Below are 15,342 nucleotides of genomic sequence, written 5' to 3' on the forward strand. Positions count from 1 at the left end.
GAAGGAACGAAACAATGACAGGATTTAAACAACATACCGGACTGGTCGTTCCATTGGATGCAGCCAACGTCGATACCGATGCCATCATCCCTAAGCAGTTTTTGCAAAAGGTCACCCGTACCGGTTTTGGCAAGCACCTGTTCCATGACTGGCGCTTCCTTGATGATGCTGGCGAGCAGCCAAACCCAGAGTTCATCATGAATGCCCCACGCTACCAAGGGGCAAGCATCTTGCTGGCGCGCGAAAACTTTGGCTGTGGTTCTTCGCGCGAGCACGCACCATGGGCACTGGCCGATTACGGTATCCAGGTTATGATTGCGCCTAGCTTTGCCGATATATTCTACGGTAACTCCATCAACAACCAGATGGTGCCGGTACGCCTGACCGAGCAGGACGTTGATGAGATCTTCCAATACGTCGAAGCCAGCGAAGGTGCTGAGGTCACCGTTGATCTAGAAGCGATGCTGGTAACAGCCAACGGCAAGCAGTACGGTTTTGAAATCGATGAGTTCCGCCGCCACTGCCTGCTAAACGGTCTGGATAATATCGGTCTAACCTTGCAACATGAAGACAAGGTTGCCGACTATGAGCGTAACATCCCAGCGTTCCTAGCTTAGCCGAGCATACCTTAACGGTAAAAAATGACGCCCCAAGCCTGTGCTAGGGGCGTTTTATTTTGTCTTTTTTGCAATAAAATCATTCCCTACCGGGTCGTCTAAGCTAATGATAGCCAAGAATCTTGTCGCCACTTCAGACAATGATGTTTCACAGAGGATCCCCTATGCGTTTTATTGTCAGTTTGCTGTTTATCCTGCTATCGGCCAGCGCCTTTGCAGCCCCCAAGGCCAATCTATGGTCCTACTGGCAGCAATACGCCACCACCAATTCACAAACGGTTGATCATAACCGCTGGCAGCGCCTGCTCGATAAATACCTTGTCGTCCAGCCAAACCAAACCTTGTTCCGCTATGGCCGGGTAACGGACAGTGACAAGTATGAACTGGATCGCTACCTGCGCGATCTTACCAAACTCGATCCGCACCAGCTAAACCGTAACGAGCAATTTGCCTACTGGGTAAATCTCTACAATGCCCAAACGGTTAAGCTGATCCTCGATAACTACCCTATTACGTCCATCACCAAACTGGGTGGCTTCTTCAGCTTTGGACCATGGGATGAGCAAGTACTCACAATTAATGGCAAAACGCTCTCCCTCAATGATATCGAGCACCGTATCTTACGGCCTATCTGGCGTGACCCGCGTATCCACTATGTGGTCAACTGTGCCAGCCTAGGCTGCCCGGATCTCCAGCCAGACGCATTCACCGCCAGCAACAACGAACGCCTGCTGGAAAAGTCAGCCGTACGCTTTATCAACAGCCGTAAAGGCGTGAACCCACAAAGCGGCAAAACCACACTTTCTTCAATTTATGACTGGTACGGCAGTGACTTTGGTAACCAATCTCAACTTCAAAAACACATCAACCAATACCGGCAGGGGGCACAGGTTACGCTAGGCAATGTCAGTTATGACTACAACTGGTCACTCAATGATGCAAAATAGCCCCTTCTGGAGCAACAAACAGCCAACGCGCCGCTCATCCGATATCTGGGTTAGCATAAAAGAATGTTCCTACTGGCAACCCGTACCTCAGCACATTACAATAATCAGCGTTCTCATTGGGGAGCGCTTGTCGCTGAGATTGCTAAGGCAAAACCCACAGAACCTGATCCAGTTAATGCTGGCGTAGGAATTGAGTTCTATACGGTATGCCTTGTTATCCCGCGAGGCTGGCATGATGCCAGCCTTATGCTCAACCCTGTGCCGCTCATACGATTTTTATTCCTCTTGCCGGACGCAAGAGCATCAGGAGCGCATAGTGAAAAAATTACTCCCTCTTCTAACCTTGGCTGCCGCTCCGGCATTGGCCGTGGACAATACCCTGACGGTTTACACCTACAGCTCATTCGCCTCAGACTGGGGACCGGGTCCGGCGATCGAAAAAGCCTTTGAGGCACAGTGCGAATGTAATTTGGAATTTGTCGCGCTTGATGATGGTGTATCCATCCTCAACCGCATTCGCCTTGAAGGTAAGCGCACCAAAGCCGATGTATTGCTTGGCCTTGATAACAACCTGATCGCCGAAGCCAAGAAAACAGGACTACTGGCTGAGCATCAGGTTGATACCAGCAAGTTAACTCTGCCAAACGGATGGAGCGACACCACCTTTGTTCCTTATGACTACGGCTACTTCGCCTTTGTCTATGACAGCACCAAGCTGGCGAACCCACCCAAGAGTTTGGATGAGTTGGTCAACCGTGATGACTTGAGCATCATCTACCAAGATCCGCGTACCTCGACACCGGGCCAAGGCCTGATGCTGTGGATGAAATCGATCTATGGCGATAAAGCCTCAGACGCTTGGCAGCAACTGGCACAGAAAACAGTCACGGTCACCAAAGGTTGGTCTGAAGCCTATAGCATGTTCCTCAAGGGCGAGGCCGATATGGTGCTCTCTTACACCACCTCCCCGGCCTACCACTTAGTTGCCGAGCAGGATGACAAATACAAAGCAGCCGACTTCAGTGAAGGGCATTACATGCAAGTAGAGGTTGCCGCCAAACTGAAAAGCAGCCCTAACCAGGCACTGGCCGATCAGTTTCTGGCCTTTATCCTGACCCCAGAGTTCCAATCCGTGATCCCGACGGGTAACTGGATGTACCCGGTGACGAATGTCGCGCAGCCCGCTGAATTCAACGTGCTAACCCTGCCCGCAAAGGCGCTGGAGTTTTCTGCCCAGGATGTTGCCAAGCAGCGCAGAAGCTGGGTACGCGAGTGGCAACAAGCACTGACCAAGTAGCGGGCACTCACTTTTGAACGCACGTACCCCCCAACTGGTGCCCGGCCTGATGACTGCCGGGCTCATTCTCTTTCTCGTGTTCGGGGCCCTTGCCGCCTTGATCAATGAAGCCAGTGATCTTGATATTGCCTTACTTTGGAATGATCCATACCTGCGGCATATTACCGGTTTCTCCTTTACCCAAGCCCTGCTCTCGACACTGCTGAGTATTGTGCCTGCCATTCCTGTTGCCTATGCCCTATCGCGCCGGCAATTCCCAGGCAAAGCCCTGCTAATGCGGATCTTTGCCATGACCTTGGTACTGCCGGTGCTGGTCGCAGTATTCGGCCTGTTGGCGATCTACGGCAACAATGGGTTGCTGGCCAGTGCACTGGCTCAACTAGGATGGCAGGGAAGCTTCTCGCTCTATGGCCTGCAGGGGATATTGTTGGCGCATGTGTTTCTCAACCTTCCCCTGGCGACCCGGCTGTTTGTCCAAAGCCTTGAGGGGATCCCGTTTGAGCAGCACCAGCTATCCACCCACCTCGGGATGTCCAGCTGGCAAACCTTCCGCTTTGTCGCCTGGCCGAGACTACGCCAGCAGCTACCCCATGCCATCGGCCTAGTGTTCATGCTGTGCTTTACCAGTTTTGCCGTCATTATGGCGCTGGGTGGCGGCCCTAAGGCCACCACTATTGAACTGGCCATTTACCAAGCCCTACGCTATGACTTTGATTTAGCTGGTGGAGCCATACTGGCCCTGTGGCAAATGCTGCTGTGCTGCAGTTTGGTATTACTGAGCCAACGCTTTGCCAAGCCACTGGCAACATCCAGTCAATCCATCACCAATCCGCGCCAAAGTCAGTTTGATAGCCTAGCCAGCCGCTGCTGGGATGGATGCTGGATAGGGTTGGCTCTGCTGCTGGTATTGCCCCCGCTGTTGTCCGTTGTCCTTGCCGGACTTAATAGCCAGACCCTTGATGCCCTGCGCAACCCTGGACTCTGGTTGGCGGTACAACACTCACTGCAAATTGCCAGTATTGCCAGCGTGCTGGCTCTGACTGGAGGAACGGCCATTCTCCTTACCAGTCGGCAATGGCGACTCCAGCACCGCCGCTGGCAGGCTGACGGCTTGGATCTGATCGGCACCATTATTCTGGTTACACCGGGGCTGGTATTAAGTACCGGGATCTTCCTGTTGCTACGCCAGTTCACCGATGCCTTTGCTGCTGCGTTTTGGGTGGTCATTGCCGTCAATGCCCTGATGGCACTGCCGTATGTCCTCAAAACCCTCAGTCAGCCAATGCTCCATGTGGCCCAGCAATATGACCCCCTGTGCCAGAGCTTAGGCATGCGTGGACTATCGCGGCTGATGCTGGTGGAGTGGCGAGCCTTGAAAAAGCCGTTTGCCCAATCATTGGCTATCGGGTTTGTGTTGTCTCTTGGCGATTTGGGCGCCATTGCCCTGTTCGGCAGCCAAGACTTTCAAACCCTGCCACTCTATCTATTCCAGCTACTCGGCAGTTATCAAATGGACGCGGCCGCCGTAGCGGCACTGCTCCTGCTTACCCTTAGCCTTGGTCTCTTCTCCTTGGTCGAAAGACTGATCACCCGGACTCCGTCATGTTAACTTTGCAGCGCTTACAACATTGCTTCCACCATCCCAAGCAATCAAGCCAATCCACCCAGCTCTGTTTCGACCTCAAAGTGGAAACTGGCGATATCGTTGCCCTGCTCGGCCCGAGCGGCGCAGGCAAAAGTACATTGCTTGCCATGGTAGCTGGCTTTCTTGCCCCTGATAGTGGCAAGCTCACGGTCAACGGCCACCCCATTGAGCAGTTGCACCCGGCCAAGCGCCCGCTCTCTATCTTGTTCCAGGAGCATAATTTGTTTCCCCACCTGAGCGTCTATGAAAATATCGGCCTCGGGTTGAGCCCGGCACTCAAGCTGAGCAACGAACAAAAAGAAGACATTATTGTTGCGGCCGAGAAAGTAGGGTTACAAGGCTACCTCGATCGCTTGCCGGAGCAGCTATCCGGCGGCCAACGGCAACGGGTCGCACTGGCGCGGTGCCTGATCCGTCAGCGCCCCCTGCTGTTGCTCGACGAGCCCTTCTCGGCGCTGGATCCGGCATTGCGCAAAGAAATGCTCGAGCTAGTCAGAAAGCTAGCGCGAGAGCAGGGTACGACCGTACTGATGGTCACCCACAGCCCGGAGGATGCACTGAAGATTGCCGACAAGTGTGCCTTTATCTGTCAAGGACAGGTGAAAGTGTTTGGCCCGAGCCAAGATATCTTGGTTACGCCGAGCGATCCCGCCCTCACGCAATACCTTGGCCATTAGAACAAGAAATTAAAGCGACCATACATGAAAAAGCGAGCCAAACGGCTCGCTTTTGCTATTGGGTTAATGACCGGACCTGCAGTCGCTACAGGTTCTCCTCGGCAAATTCAGCCAACCGGCTGCGGACAACGCCATTGAGATAGATGTTGGCACTGCCTTCGAAATTCTTGAAACGCTCGACGATATAGGTCAAGCCCGACGTAACAGGAGAAAGGTAACTGGAGTCAATTTGGGCTAGGTTACCTGAACAAACCAATTTGGTGCCTTCCCCACAGCGGGTGATGATGGTTTTGATCTGTGAGGCAGTGAGATTTTGACACTCATCCAGCAGTACAAAGGCATTCTGGATTGAGCGTCCCCGCATAAAGTTAACCGATTTAAATTGAATATTAGCCTTGTCGAAAATGTACTTCATTGAACCATCAGTACACACATCGTTTTTGTGCAAAGCCTCCATGGTATCGGTGACTGCCGCAAGCCAAGGCATCATTTTCTCTTCCTCGGTGCCCGGTAGGAAACCGATAGACTCGGCAATTTCAGGGGTATTGCGGGTCACGATGATCTTGTCGTACATTCCTTTTTCAATTACCTGCTCCAGCGCCGCAGCCATGGCTAAGATGGTCTTACCACACCCGGCAGGGCCAGTCAGGATCACCAAATCAATCTTCGGATCCATCAAGGCATCAAATGCCATCCCCTGGTAGATGTTTTTTGGGTGGATCCCCCATGCCTGCCGGCTAAGCAAGCGTTCGTGGCCGATATCTTTCAGGGTCAGGGTTCCGGCGTCGATAGACTGGACCCGACCGGCAAAATCACTGTCCTCATCAATTAAGTATTGGTTAATAAACGGTGCTTCGAACAACTCCGACGGCAGGGTATGCACCGTCGAGCGGCCCTTATTCTCCGAATAACACTCACCGACTCGCTCCCAGAAATTACCACTAAACTTGTGGAACCCCTTGGTCAGCATTTTGACGTCATCAATCAGCTGATCGGTACGGTAATCATCGACAAAATACACCCCGGCGCCTTTGGCACGCAGTCGCATATTGATGTCTTTGGTGATCAGAACCACTTCACGCGGTGCGTAATGGGCTTGGAGAAACAGCACGCCATTTAGGATACGGTTATCCCCGGCTTTGTCGGCAAAGGCATGGACCGTTTCGGTGACTTCGTAATCGGCAAAAATCGAGACCTTGCCAAGTCCGCCACCTTCGGGGCCAAGTGGGATCCCTTCGGCAATTTGCTCGGGAGTTGCGTCATGGAAGATATCTTCTAAGGCGCGGATGGCAACACGGGCATCACGGGACACATCCCGCTTACTGTCCTTGATGCGATCAAGCTCTTCGAGCACGGTCATCGGGATAACAACGTCATGCTCTTTGAAGGAATAAACTGCGAGGGGCTCATGAAGCAGAATATTGGTGTCTAGAACGAAAACTTTCCTACCAGCTTCATCCATAGGTACCTCCTTGGTAACAAAACGGTGGGTTTTCCACCAGAGTTTTTCCTGTGCCCGTAAAAACGGGTTGTTACTATTAAAGACCGGAGATAATTAAATAAATGTGACAGTTACAGTTTGGTACTTTCTTATCACAATGACCGTGACCTTGCTCACGGGTTGCAGTAACATTACTCCCCTTTTTACCGGTGCGAATTCTGGCTTACACTTATATACCAATACCCACTGCTAACAGCAGCTGATGGATACCATCTAGTACGGTATTACTTTGAGTGTAGTTCATAAATGCTGGCGCATCGGCTTCGCATTTTCCTTAATTTCAAATAATTAGAAGGTTTTAACCACTATGCCATTTGCTTTGGGTCAACGTTGGATCAGTGATACTGAAAGTGATCTGGGTCTAGGTACCGTCGTGGCTTCCGATGCCAGGACTGTGACTCTGATGTTCTCTGCCTGTGAAGAGAACCGCCTTTATGCTCGCAATGATGCACCTGTGACCCGTGTAATGTTCAATGTCGGTGATGTGGTTGAAAGCCATGACGGCTGGTCACTTAAGGTCGAGCAGGTCGATGAGACCGGCGGCATTTTTACTTACATCGGTACCCGTACCGATACCGGCGAAGAAAACGTCGCCCTGCGTGAGATTTTCCTCAGCAACCAAATCCGCTTCAACAAGCCGCAGGACAAACTGTTCGCCGGCCAAATTGACCGCATGGATCGCTTTGCATTACGTTACCGTGCCCTCAAAAACCAGTATGAGCAGCACAAAAGCCCGCTGCGTGGCCTTTGCGGCATGCGCGCCGGTTTGATCCCCCACCAGCTATACATTGCCCATGAAGTGGGTCGTCGCTATGCCCCGCGAGTCTTGCTGGCTGATGAGGTTGGTCTGGGTAAAACAATCGAGGCCGGAATGATCATCCACCAGCAAGTGCTGTCTGGTCGTGCTGAACGTATTCTGATCTTGGTGCCGGAGACTCTGCAGCACCAATGGCTGGTCGAAATGATGCGCCGCTTCAACCTGCACTTCTCGATTTTCGATGAAGATCGCTGTGTTGAAGCCTTTGCCGACTCTGCCAACCCGTTCGATACTGCCCAATACGTACTGTGTTCACTGGATTTCCTGCGCAAGAGCCGCCGCCGCTTCGAGCAAGCGCTAGATGCCGACTGGGATCTGCTGGTTGTCGATGAAGCCCACCACCTCGAGTGGAGTGAAGACAAGCCAAGCCGTCAATACCAGGTGGTGGAAGAGCTAGCCGATAAAACAGCGGGGGTATTGCTATTGACGGCAACCCCGGAGCAATTGGGCCATGAAAGCCACTTTGCCCGCCTGCGACTGCTCGACCCTGACCGCTTCTACGACTACGAAGCATTTGTCGAAGAAGAGCGCCAGTATGCCCCGGTTGCCGATGCCGTATCACGACTACTGTCAGGTGAAAAACTGGACAACGAAGCCAAGAACACCTTGGTTGAGCTGCTACCAGAGCAAGATATCGAGCCGATGCTCCGTATTATTGAAGCCGATGATGCAAACTCAGAGCAACAACAAACGGTTCGCCACGAACTGATCGACAACCTGATGGACCGCCACGGTACCGGCCGCGTGCTGTTCCGTAACACCCGTGCCGCCATCAAGGGGTTCCCGCAGCGCCACCTCAACATGTATCCACTGGACTTGCCAACACAGTATCAAACGGCAATGCGTGTCGCCGCGATGATGGGTGGCAAAATGAGTGTTGAGCAAAAGGCTTTCAAGCTGTTGTACCCTGAAGACATCTACCAAGAATTCGAAGGCGATTCAGCGACGTGGTGGCAGTTCGACCCACGCGTTAACTGGCTGCTGGACATGCTTAAATCCAATCGCCAGGAAAAGGTTCTGGTGATCTGCTCCCGTGCCCAAACCGCCCTGATCCTCGAACAGGCATTGCGCGAACGCGAAGGGATCCGTGCCACCGTGTTCCACGAGGGCATGTCGATCATCGAGCGCGATAAGGCTGCCGCCTACTTTGCCCAAGAAGAAGACGGCGCACAGGTGCTGCTATGTTCTGAAATTGGCTCGGAAGGACGCAACTTCCAGTTTGCCAACCAATTGGTGATGTTTGATCTACCGAACAACCCTGATCTGCTTGAACAGCGTATCGGCCGCCTTGACCGCATCGGTCAAAAGCGTGATATCGAAATTCATGTCCCACACCTGCAAGGTACCTCACAAGCCCTGCTGGCGCGCTGGTACAACGAAGGCCTTAATGCCTTCGAAGAAACCTGTCCGACCGGTCGTGCCATCTATGATGCCTTCAGTGACGATCTGCTTGAACTTCTGGCCAGCAACCAACAAGACGGTGACCAGTTAGATGAGCTGGTTGAGAAAAGTGCCACGATGCACCAAGAGCTCAAAGGCAAGCTGGAGCAAGGCCGTGACCGCCTGCTGGAAATCCATTCCAACGGTGGCAATGACGCCCAGAAACTGGTTGAGGAAATCAGCAGCAAAGATGGTGATACCAATTTGGTAAACTTTGCCCTGGGTCTATTTGACACGATCGGCCTGAATCAGGACGACAAAGGCGAAAACGCCATTGTCGTCACGCCTTCTGAGCACATGATGGTCGCAAGCTACCCGGGCCTACCTTACGACGGCTGTACTATCACCTTTGAGCGTGAAACCGCCTTGTCACGCGAAGACCTGCACTTCATCAGCTGGGAACACCCGATGATCCAAGGTGGCATTGACCTGCTGCTATCGGAAGGTGTTGGCACCACGGCGGTATCGCTGCTAAAAAACAAGGCACTGCCAGCCGGCACCCTGCTACTGGAATTAGTGTATGTAGTCGATGCCCAAGCACCAAAGCAGTCCGGTATCGGCCGCTTCTTGCCCAAGACACCGATCCGTATTTTGCTCGATGCCAAAGGCAATAACCTGTCGGCCAAAGTCGAGTTTGAAGGCTTTAACCGTCAGCTCAGCCCAGTTAACCGCCACCTTGGTAGTAAGCTGGTCAACTCGGTACAGAAAGATATCCATGCCCTGATCGAAAGCGCCGAGCAGGTCGTCGCCAGCGAGCTAGTCACGATCCGTGAGTCAGCCCAAGCAGAGATGGAAGCGACACTACATGCCGAGCTGGATCGTCTTCAGGCCCTCAAAGCAGTAAACCCAAATATCCGTGACGACGAGCTGGAGTTGATTGAAACCCAAATCCAAGATCTCACCGGCTATATCACCAAAGCGCAAATCCAGCTGGACTCGCTACGCTTGATTGTCGTGAGCCACGGTTAACCACTAACAACGGTAGATTAAGCCGCCTGCACAGGCGGCTTTTTTATATCCCCCAAATTTGGTGTCAAGGATATTGCCTTCTCAGCCATTGCTGATATTATCGCCGCCTTCCAATACCACGGACCTTTCACTGGCCCTTTTTAGTAGATCCTGCACCCCATGAGCACACTGCCCAAGATTGACTACAACCCCCCCAAAGATCCTTGGTTGGATATCCTGTACCAAGACGACGATATTATTGCGGTAAATAAGCCTTCGGGCCTGCTATCCAACCCCGGGCGTGATCCAGCCTTCCATGACAGTATCTATACCCGAGTTCGGGCTGATTTTCCCGATGCTAACCTCATCCATCGTCTTGATATGGCAACCTCTGGTGTCATTGTCCTCGCGCTGAACAAACAATCCGAGCGCAATATCAAAATCCAGTTTCAGGACCGTCGTACCGAAAAAGTGTATTACGCCCGTGCATTTGGCAACATCGAGCAAGATAGCGGCACTATCGACTTACCGCTGATCTGTGACTGGCCGAACCGGCCGAAACAAAAGGTGTGCTTTGACGACGGCAAACCGTCGGTGACCCACTATCAGGTGCTCGAACGTAGCAATGACACCAGCTTGGTGCGCCTGCGCCCGATCACTGGCCGCTCACATCAACTGCGGGTTCACTTGCTCGCCTTAGGCCACCCAATTCTGGGGGATGGCTTTTATGCCCATCAGGACGCCAAGGCAATGGCACTTCGCCTGCAACTGCACGCCGCGGAGCTGAGCTTCTTTCATCCGCGTAGCGGTGATCCGATGCATCTGTTTGCGCCGTGTGAATTCTTTGCCGAAGCTCCGCAAAAGACCCTACCGGATCACTATTCCAAACCATAGGACTTGAGTTGGCTGCCAAGGATAGTGTGTACTGAGTGCATTATCCTTGACTCTTGAGCCTCACTTTCGCCATGGAACAGATTGTCTTTCTTGACCGGGATACCATTCCGGCCCATATTTCCCTGCCATCGCCAACATTTGCTCACCGCTGGACCCAATACCCAGCAACACGTCCCGAGCAGGTTATTGAACGCCTTGCTGATGCAACTACTGCCATCACCAACAAAGTCATTCTGGATGCCGCTATTTTGGCCCAGCTCCCCAAACTCAAGATGATCGCCATTGCCGCCACCGGCATCAACAATGTCGATCTTGCTTATTGTCACGAGCATGGCATCACCGTGTGCAATATCCGAGGCTATGCGGTCGACTCAGTGCCTGAGCACGCCGTTGCCATGATGTTCGCCCTGCGCCGCAACCTGTTGGGCTACCACCGAGATATTCAACAAGGCGTGTGGCAGGAAAAAAATCAGTTCTGTTTTTTCACCCATCCCATCAAAGATATTCGCGGGGCTACGCTGGGACTTATCGGCAGTGGAGGATTGGGGCAAGCAATGGCAACGCTTGGACAAGCATTGGGCATGAAGGTTATCTTTGCCGATAGAAAAGGAGCCCAAAGCAGCCGTGAGGGGTACCAGCCTTTCAATACGGTATTGGCACAAGCCGATGTACTCAGCCTGCATTGTCCGCTCAATAGCGGGACACGCAACCTTATCGGCCGCGATGAGCTAAAAACAATGAAAAACAGCGCAATCTTGATCAATACCGGCCGTGGTGGATTAGTCGACGAGCAAGCCTTGGTCGATGCCTTGCACGCAGGAGACATAGCTGGTGCTGGATGTGATGTCTTCACCGAAGAGCCAGCTGGCAATGACAACCCGTTGATCGCCAATAGCCACTTACCAAACTTGTTGCTAACCCCACATGTCGCCTGGGGTTCAGATAGTGCGATTCAAACCTTGGCCAATCAACTCATCGACAATCTCAATGCGTTTGCGGCAGGTAAACCACAGAATCAGGTTTGAAAGGGAGTTTTCATTAACGAGAGAGTAAAAAGGCAAGATCGCCGATCTCGCCTTTGTTCTGCTTCTAGAGCCTGCTTTTGCTAGTTCCGGTGCCTAAGGCGCAACGCCCGCTCTTGCCCTACTTAAACCCTTTTTCCTTGCGGATCAGATCGTAGGCAGCCTGTAGCTCCTGGGTCTTCTGCTTGGCCAGCTCCATCATCTCAGGTGGCAAGCCTTTGGCGGCTAACTTATCCGGATGATGCTCATTCATTTGTTTGCGGTATGCTCGCTTTAACTCTTGTGAGGTGGCGGTATCTTTCACGCCTAGTACTTCATAGGCATCAGCAAGCTGATCCTTGGTCGGGGCTTGTTGGAAGCCACCTTGTTGCTGGTTGAAGCTACCTTGCTGGAAACGAAACGCCGCTTCTTGCATGCGCAGCCGTTGTTCTAGCTGACGCTCAGAAAAACCTAATGAACGGGCAATAACATGTAACAGCTGGCGTTCACTCGGGTGCAAACTGCCATCAGCAAACGCAGCCTGAATTTGCAATTCAAGGAAAAACTGCACTAAATCGGCTCGCCCTGCAAAACCTACGCGTACTTTGCCAAGTATTTCTTGTAACGGGAAACCGTCCTCTTTGCCATCACGAAAGGCATTCTGAGCTTGACGGCGCGATTCGCCATGAAGCCCCATCCTGTCCATAATATCGCTGGCAACTCGGATTTCATCCTCGGTCACTCGCCCTTTAGCTTTCGCCACATGCCCCATAACGGCAAAGCCGGCGTGGAAAAATTCGGCTTGACGCTCAGCGCTGGATGCCTGATTTCCGCCAAATCCCGCAAAACTTCGCCTTTGGTAAACTATTGATCGCGCTTTATCGAACTTATGGCCCAAAAAGAGACCTAACAACAGACCAAACGGCCCGCCAAGGAGGAAGCCAAAAAATGCCCCAAGTATTTTGCCCCAAACCTGCATTCGCTACTCTCTGGTAATTTGCTAAATTTAGAAATAATTCTCATGCATTACACCCGATAGCAAAAGCCAAAAAATGAGCCAAAAGATGCCGTCGGATAGAATTTGCATTATCATAGCTGGCATTGACTGGGAAAGCTTGTCAAAACCCAGTTTACAATAACAAATGCGCTAAAAACTTTATTACAGGAACGTTTAGTTAGATGTCATCTACTTCCCGCAGCTTATTGGCGACCATGATCAGCCTGGCACTTTTCGGCCCGACGGTGGCTTACGCAAACCAAGCCGCCTCAGAGAATGCCAACGGCGGCTCTGCGGTCAGTGATGAGACTGACGAACTGGCGATGGTCCGTGGGGTGTGTATCGCCCCCGAACAGATGCCTGCCGATCCGAACAATGAGCCGATCAAGGTCACCGCAGATCAAGCCGAAGCACTCAACAACAAAAGTGTCACCTACACCGGTGATGTCATCGTTCGTCAGGGCAACCGCACAGTAGCCGCGGATATTGCGACTCTCGAACAACCCGCAAATGTTGTCACAGCCGAAGGTAACGTCTATTTCCATGATGGCACCATCGAGGTGTATTCTGACCGTATCAAGAGCAACCTCGATACTGAAGACTCCCAGCTGGAGAACGCCGTCTACAACATGACCTGTGAAGCCGGCCGCGGCGAAGCTGAGCGTGTGACCAAAAACGGTATCTCGTACTACCGGCTGAAAAACGGCACTTACACCACCTGTCCAGCGGGTGATAAAAGCTGGCAGTTCTCAGCGACCAGCATCGAAAGAGAAGCAGACTCCCCCTTTGCCGATCTCTACAACGCCCGCTTCGAAGTCGCTGATGTCCCGGTATTCTACATGCCGTACCTGCGAGTTCCTGTTGGTGATGAGCGCCTGACCGGCTTCCTCTACCCGTCAGTCAGCTATGGCTCCCGTGATGGTTTTGAGCTGGAGACGCCGTTCTATTGGAACATCGCGCCCAACTATGACATGACCATCACGCCAAAATACATGAGTAATCGAGGCCTGCAGCTCAACGCCGACTTCCGGTATTTAACCGAATTAGGCACAGGTAGTTTATCCGGTGAATACCTGGGCAATGACCAAAAAGACTCAGACAACGATCCGCGTTGGGGCTTTAACTGGTCTCACAATGGTATGTATAACCAACACTGGTTATTCGAGATTGACTACAGCAAGGTCAGTGACCCTACTTACTTCTCCGATATCGACTCCAGTATTGGTGAACGAGAAGACAACAATCTGCTACAAACTGCCGAAGTGTCTTATCGCGATCGGAATTGGGATTCGACCCTGCGAGTCAGGGATTTTCAACCATTAACCCTTGGCGTATCATCAAGTTACCGCCTGATGCCGCAGGTAGAAGCGAACTACTATTATGACGATATGCCGTATGGATTGGATTTCTCGCTCAATAGCCATGTCAGCCGGTTTGAAAATGACGATCCTGACAAGCCGACTGCGGACCGCGTCCATTTTGAGCCAACCCTGACACTGCCTTATGCGACGCCTTGGTGGTCGGTGACCAGCGAAGCTAAGCTGATGTATACCTATTACAATCAGGACTTTGATCCAAACGCACAGGAACTCACCGATAAAGGCCTTGAGCTAGAGGGAAGCGTCTCGCGTACCGTCCCGAGTATCCGCCTGCACAGTGGTTTGTATCTCGAGCGTGATACACTGATCTGGGGTGATAGCTACACCCAAAGCCTTGAGCCACAAGTCCAATACCTGTATGTCAAAGATGTCGATCAAAAAGGCATTTACGATGCATACGACACCACCTTGATGCAAACAGACTACTACGGACTATTCCGTGACAAACGCTACTCCAGTGTCGACCGTATTGCCGCTGCCAACCAGTTTACCATCGGTGCAACGTCTCGCTACTTCGATAACCAATTCAAGGAACGTTTCAATATTGCAGTAGGACAAATCTTCTACCTCAATGAATCGGGCCGAAACCTGGATAGTAATAACGAAACTAGCCCGAATTACTCGGCAACCGCACTCGAGTCTGATTTCAATTACGATGACTGGCTGTTTTTCCACGGCGGCGTGCAGTATGACGCCAATAAAAAAGATCTCCAGTTTGCCAATGGTGCCATTGAGTATCGTGAGGGGAGTACCTTCAGCCAGCTCAACTACCGTTATATATCGAAAGAGTATCTGCTAGATAACATCCTCGACGAAGACCAGCTAAACCGTTATACCGAAGACGGGATCTCACAGCTTGGTTTTTCGACTGGTTTCCCTATCTATGACGGGGTATCACTGCGTGGTGATTACTACCACGATTTGACCGAAAACCAGATGCTTGAAGGGCAGATCAGCCTGAACTTCCGCACGTCTTGTTGGATGATTAGCTTGGGCTACAACGAATACTTAAAAACACGTTCGAACGTATCGAGCAGCTCTACAGAATACGAGCAGAACTTCAGTATTTCGTTCAGCCTGATTGGGCTTGGGTTGGCCCCAATAGGGACGACCAGCGACAATAACTCGATTGGCTACGGCCGCCCTTTCTACCTCAATAACTAATAGATGGAAGGGCCAGCC

The 15,342-nt window shown here is 52.0% G+C and carries 11 protein-coding genes and 1 riboswitch; of the genes, 9 read left to right on the plus strand and 2 right to left on the minus strand.

Features of this window, described 5'->3' with window-relative positions; genetic code table 11:
* Positions 1-14 precede the first annotated feature (14 nt).
* The 5 genes from leuD to thiQ all read left to right on the plus strand — a co-directional run bounded on the left by leuD (position 15) and on the right by thiQ (position 5,183).
* Positions 15-617, plus strand: a complete 603-nt coding sequence (gene leuD / locus ACVA53_RS09495) for a 3-isopropylmalate dehydratase small subunit (RefSeq protein WP_446504958.1) — start codon at positions 15-17, stop codon at positions 615-617.
* A 164-nt stretch (positions 618-781) separates the two neighbouring features.
* Positions 782-1,564: a DUF547 domain-containing protein gene (locus ACVA53_RS09500; RefSeq protein ID WP_255043039.1), complete on the plus strand. Its 783-nt coding sequence runs from the start codon at positions 782-784 to the stop codon at positions 1,562-1,564.
* Between the two features lie 107 nt (positions 1,565-1,671).
* Positions 1,672-1,771, plus strand: a riboswitch (TPP riboswitch).
* Positions 1,772-1,880: 109 nt separating this feature from the next.
* Positions 1,881-2,861, plus strand: coding sequence for a thiamine ABC transporter substrate binding subunit (gene thiB / locus ACVA53_RS09505; RefSeq protein WP_255043038.1), 981 nt, complete (start codon positions 1,881-1,883; stop codon positions 2,859-2,861).
* A gap of 13 nt (positions 2,862-2,874) precedes the next feature.
* On the plus strand, positions 2,875-4,470 hold the full coding sequence (gene thiP, locus ACVA53_RS09510; RefSeq protein ID WP_446504959.1) for a thiamine/thiamine pyrophosphate ABC transporter permease ThiP: 1,596 nt from the start codon (positions 2,875-2,877) through the stop codon (positions 4,468-4,470).
* On the plus strand, positions 4,464-5,183 hold the full coding sequence (gene thiQ, locus ACVA53_RS09515) for a thiamine ABC transporter ATP-binding protein (RefSeq protein ID WP_255043036.1): 720 nt from the start codon (positions 4,464-4,466) through the stop codon (positions 5,181-5,183). The genes thiP and thiQ overlap by 7 nt, the downstream gene beginning before the upstream one ends.
* An 85-nt stretch (positions 5,184-5,268) precedes the next feature.
* Here thiQ and ACVA53_RS09520 read toward each other — a convergent pair whose 3' ends face one another.
* Positions 5,269-6,645 carry a PhoH family protein gene (locus ACVA53_RS09520; RefSeq protein ID WP_446504960.1) on the minus strand — a complete coding sequence of 459 codons (1,377 nt, stop codon included), beginning with the start codon at positions 6,643-6,645 and terminating at the stop codon, positions 5,269-5,271.
* 346 nt (positions 6,646-6,991) lie between these two features.
* Here ACVA53_RS09520 and rapA point away from each other — a divergent pair, with 346 nt between their 5' ends.
* The 3 genes from rapA (at position 6,992) to ACVA53_RS09535 (ending at position 11,808) form a co-directional block, all read left to right on the plus strand.
* Positions 6,992-9,910 (plus strand): RNA polymerase-associated protein RapA, encoded by a 2,919-nt coding sequence (gene rapA / locus ACVA53_RS09525; protein ID WP_255043033.1) that lies wholly within the window; start codon positions 6,992-6,994, stop codon positions 9,908-9,910.
* 159 nt (positions 9,911-10,069) lie between these two features.
* A complete protein-coding gene (rluA, locus tag ACVA53_RS09530) occupies positions 10,070-10,783 on the plus strand; it encodes a bifunctional tRNA pseudouridine(32) synthase/23S rRNA pseudouridine(746) synthase RluA (protein WP_255043032.1) in 714 nt (237 codons plus the stop codon).
* Between the two features lie 71 nt (positions 10,784-10,854).
* Positions 10,855-11,808: a D-2-hydroxyacid dehydrogenase gene (locus ACVA53_RS09535; RefSeq protein WP_446504961.1), complete on the plus strand. Its 954-nt coding sequence runs from the start codon at positions 10,855-10,857 to the stop codon at positions 11,806-11,808.
* A 118-nt stretch (positions 11,809-11,926) separates the two neighbouring features.
* Here the strand turns inward: ACVA53_RS09535 and djlA are convergent, their stop codons facing one another.
* A complete protein-coding gene (djlA, locus tag ACVA53_RS09540) occupies positions 11,927-12,763 on the minus strand; it encodes a co-chaperone DjlA (RefSeq protein ID WP_446504962.1) in 837 nt (278 codons plus the stop codon).
* Between the two features lie 200 nt (positions 12,764-12,963).
* Between djlA and lptD the strand changes: the two genes are divergently transcribed.
* Positions 12,964-15,324 (plus strand): LPS assembly protein LptD, encoded by a 2,361-nt coding sequence (lptD, locus tag ACVA53_RS09545; RefSeq protein WP_446504963.1) that lies wholly within the window; start codon positions 12,964-12,966, stop codon positions 15,322-15,324.
* Positions 15,325-15,342: the final 18 nt, after the last annotated feature.

Source organism: Photobacterium sp. DNB23_23_1, assembly GCF_052873815.1.

What these genes read in the sequence shown, in the direction of transcription:
- leuD (WP_446504958.1), top strand. Translation starts at nt 15, where the DNA reads ATGACAGGATTTAAACAACATACCGGACTGGTCGTTCCATTGGATGCA.
- ACVA53_RS09500 (WP_255043039.1), top strand. Translation starts at nt 782, where the DNA reads ATGCGTTTTATTGTCAGTTTGCTGTTTATCCTGCTATCGGCCAGCGCC.
- thiQ (WP_255043036.1), top strand. Translation starts at nt 4,464, where the DNA reads ATGTTAACTTTGCAGCGCTTACAACATTGCTTCCACCATCCCAAGCAA.
- ACVA53_RS09520 (WP_446504960.1), bottom strand. Translation starts at nt 6,645, where the DNA reads ATGGATGAAGCTGGTAGGAAAGTTTTCGTTCTAGACACCAATATTCTG.
- rapA (WP_255043033.1), top strand. Translation starts at nt 6,992, where the DNA reads ATGCCATTTGCTTTGGGTCAACGTTGGATCAGTGATACTGAAAGTGAT.
- rluA (WP_255043032.1), top strand. Translation starts at nt 10,070, where the DNA reads ATGAGCACACTGCCCAAGATTGACTACAACCCCCCCAAAGATCCTTGG.
- ACVA53_RS09535 (WP_446504961.1), top strand. Translation starts at nt 10,855, where the DNA reads ATGGAACAGATTGTCTTTCTTGACCGGGATACCATTCCGGCCCATATT.
- djlA (WP_446504962.1), bottom strand. Translation starts at nt 12,763, where the DNA reads ATGCAGGTTTGGGGCAAAATACTTGGGGCATTTTTTGGCTTCCTCCTT.
- lptD (WP_446504963.1), top strand. Translation starts at nt 12,964, where the DNA reads ATGTCATCTACTTCCCGCAGCTTATTGGCGACCATGATCAGCCTGGCA.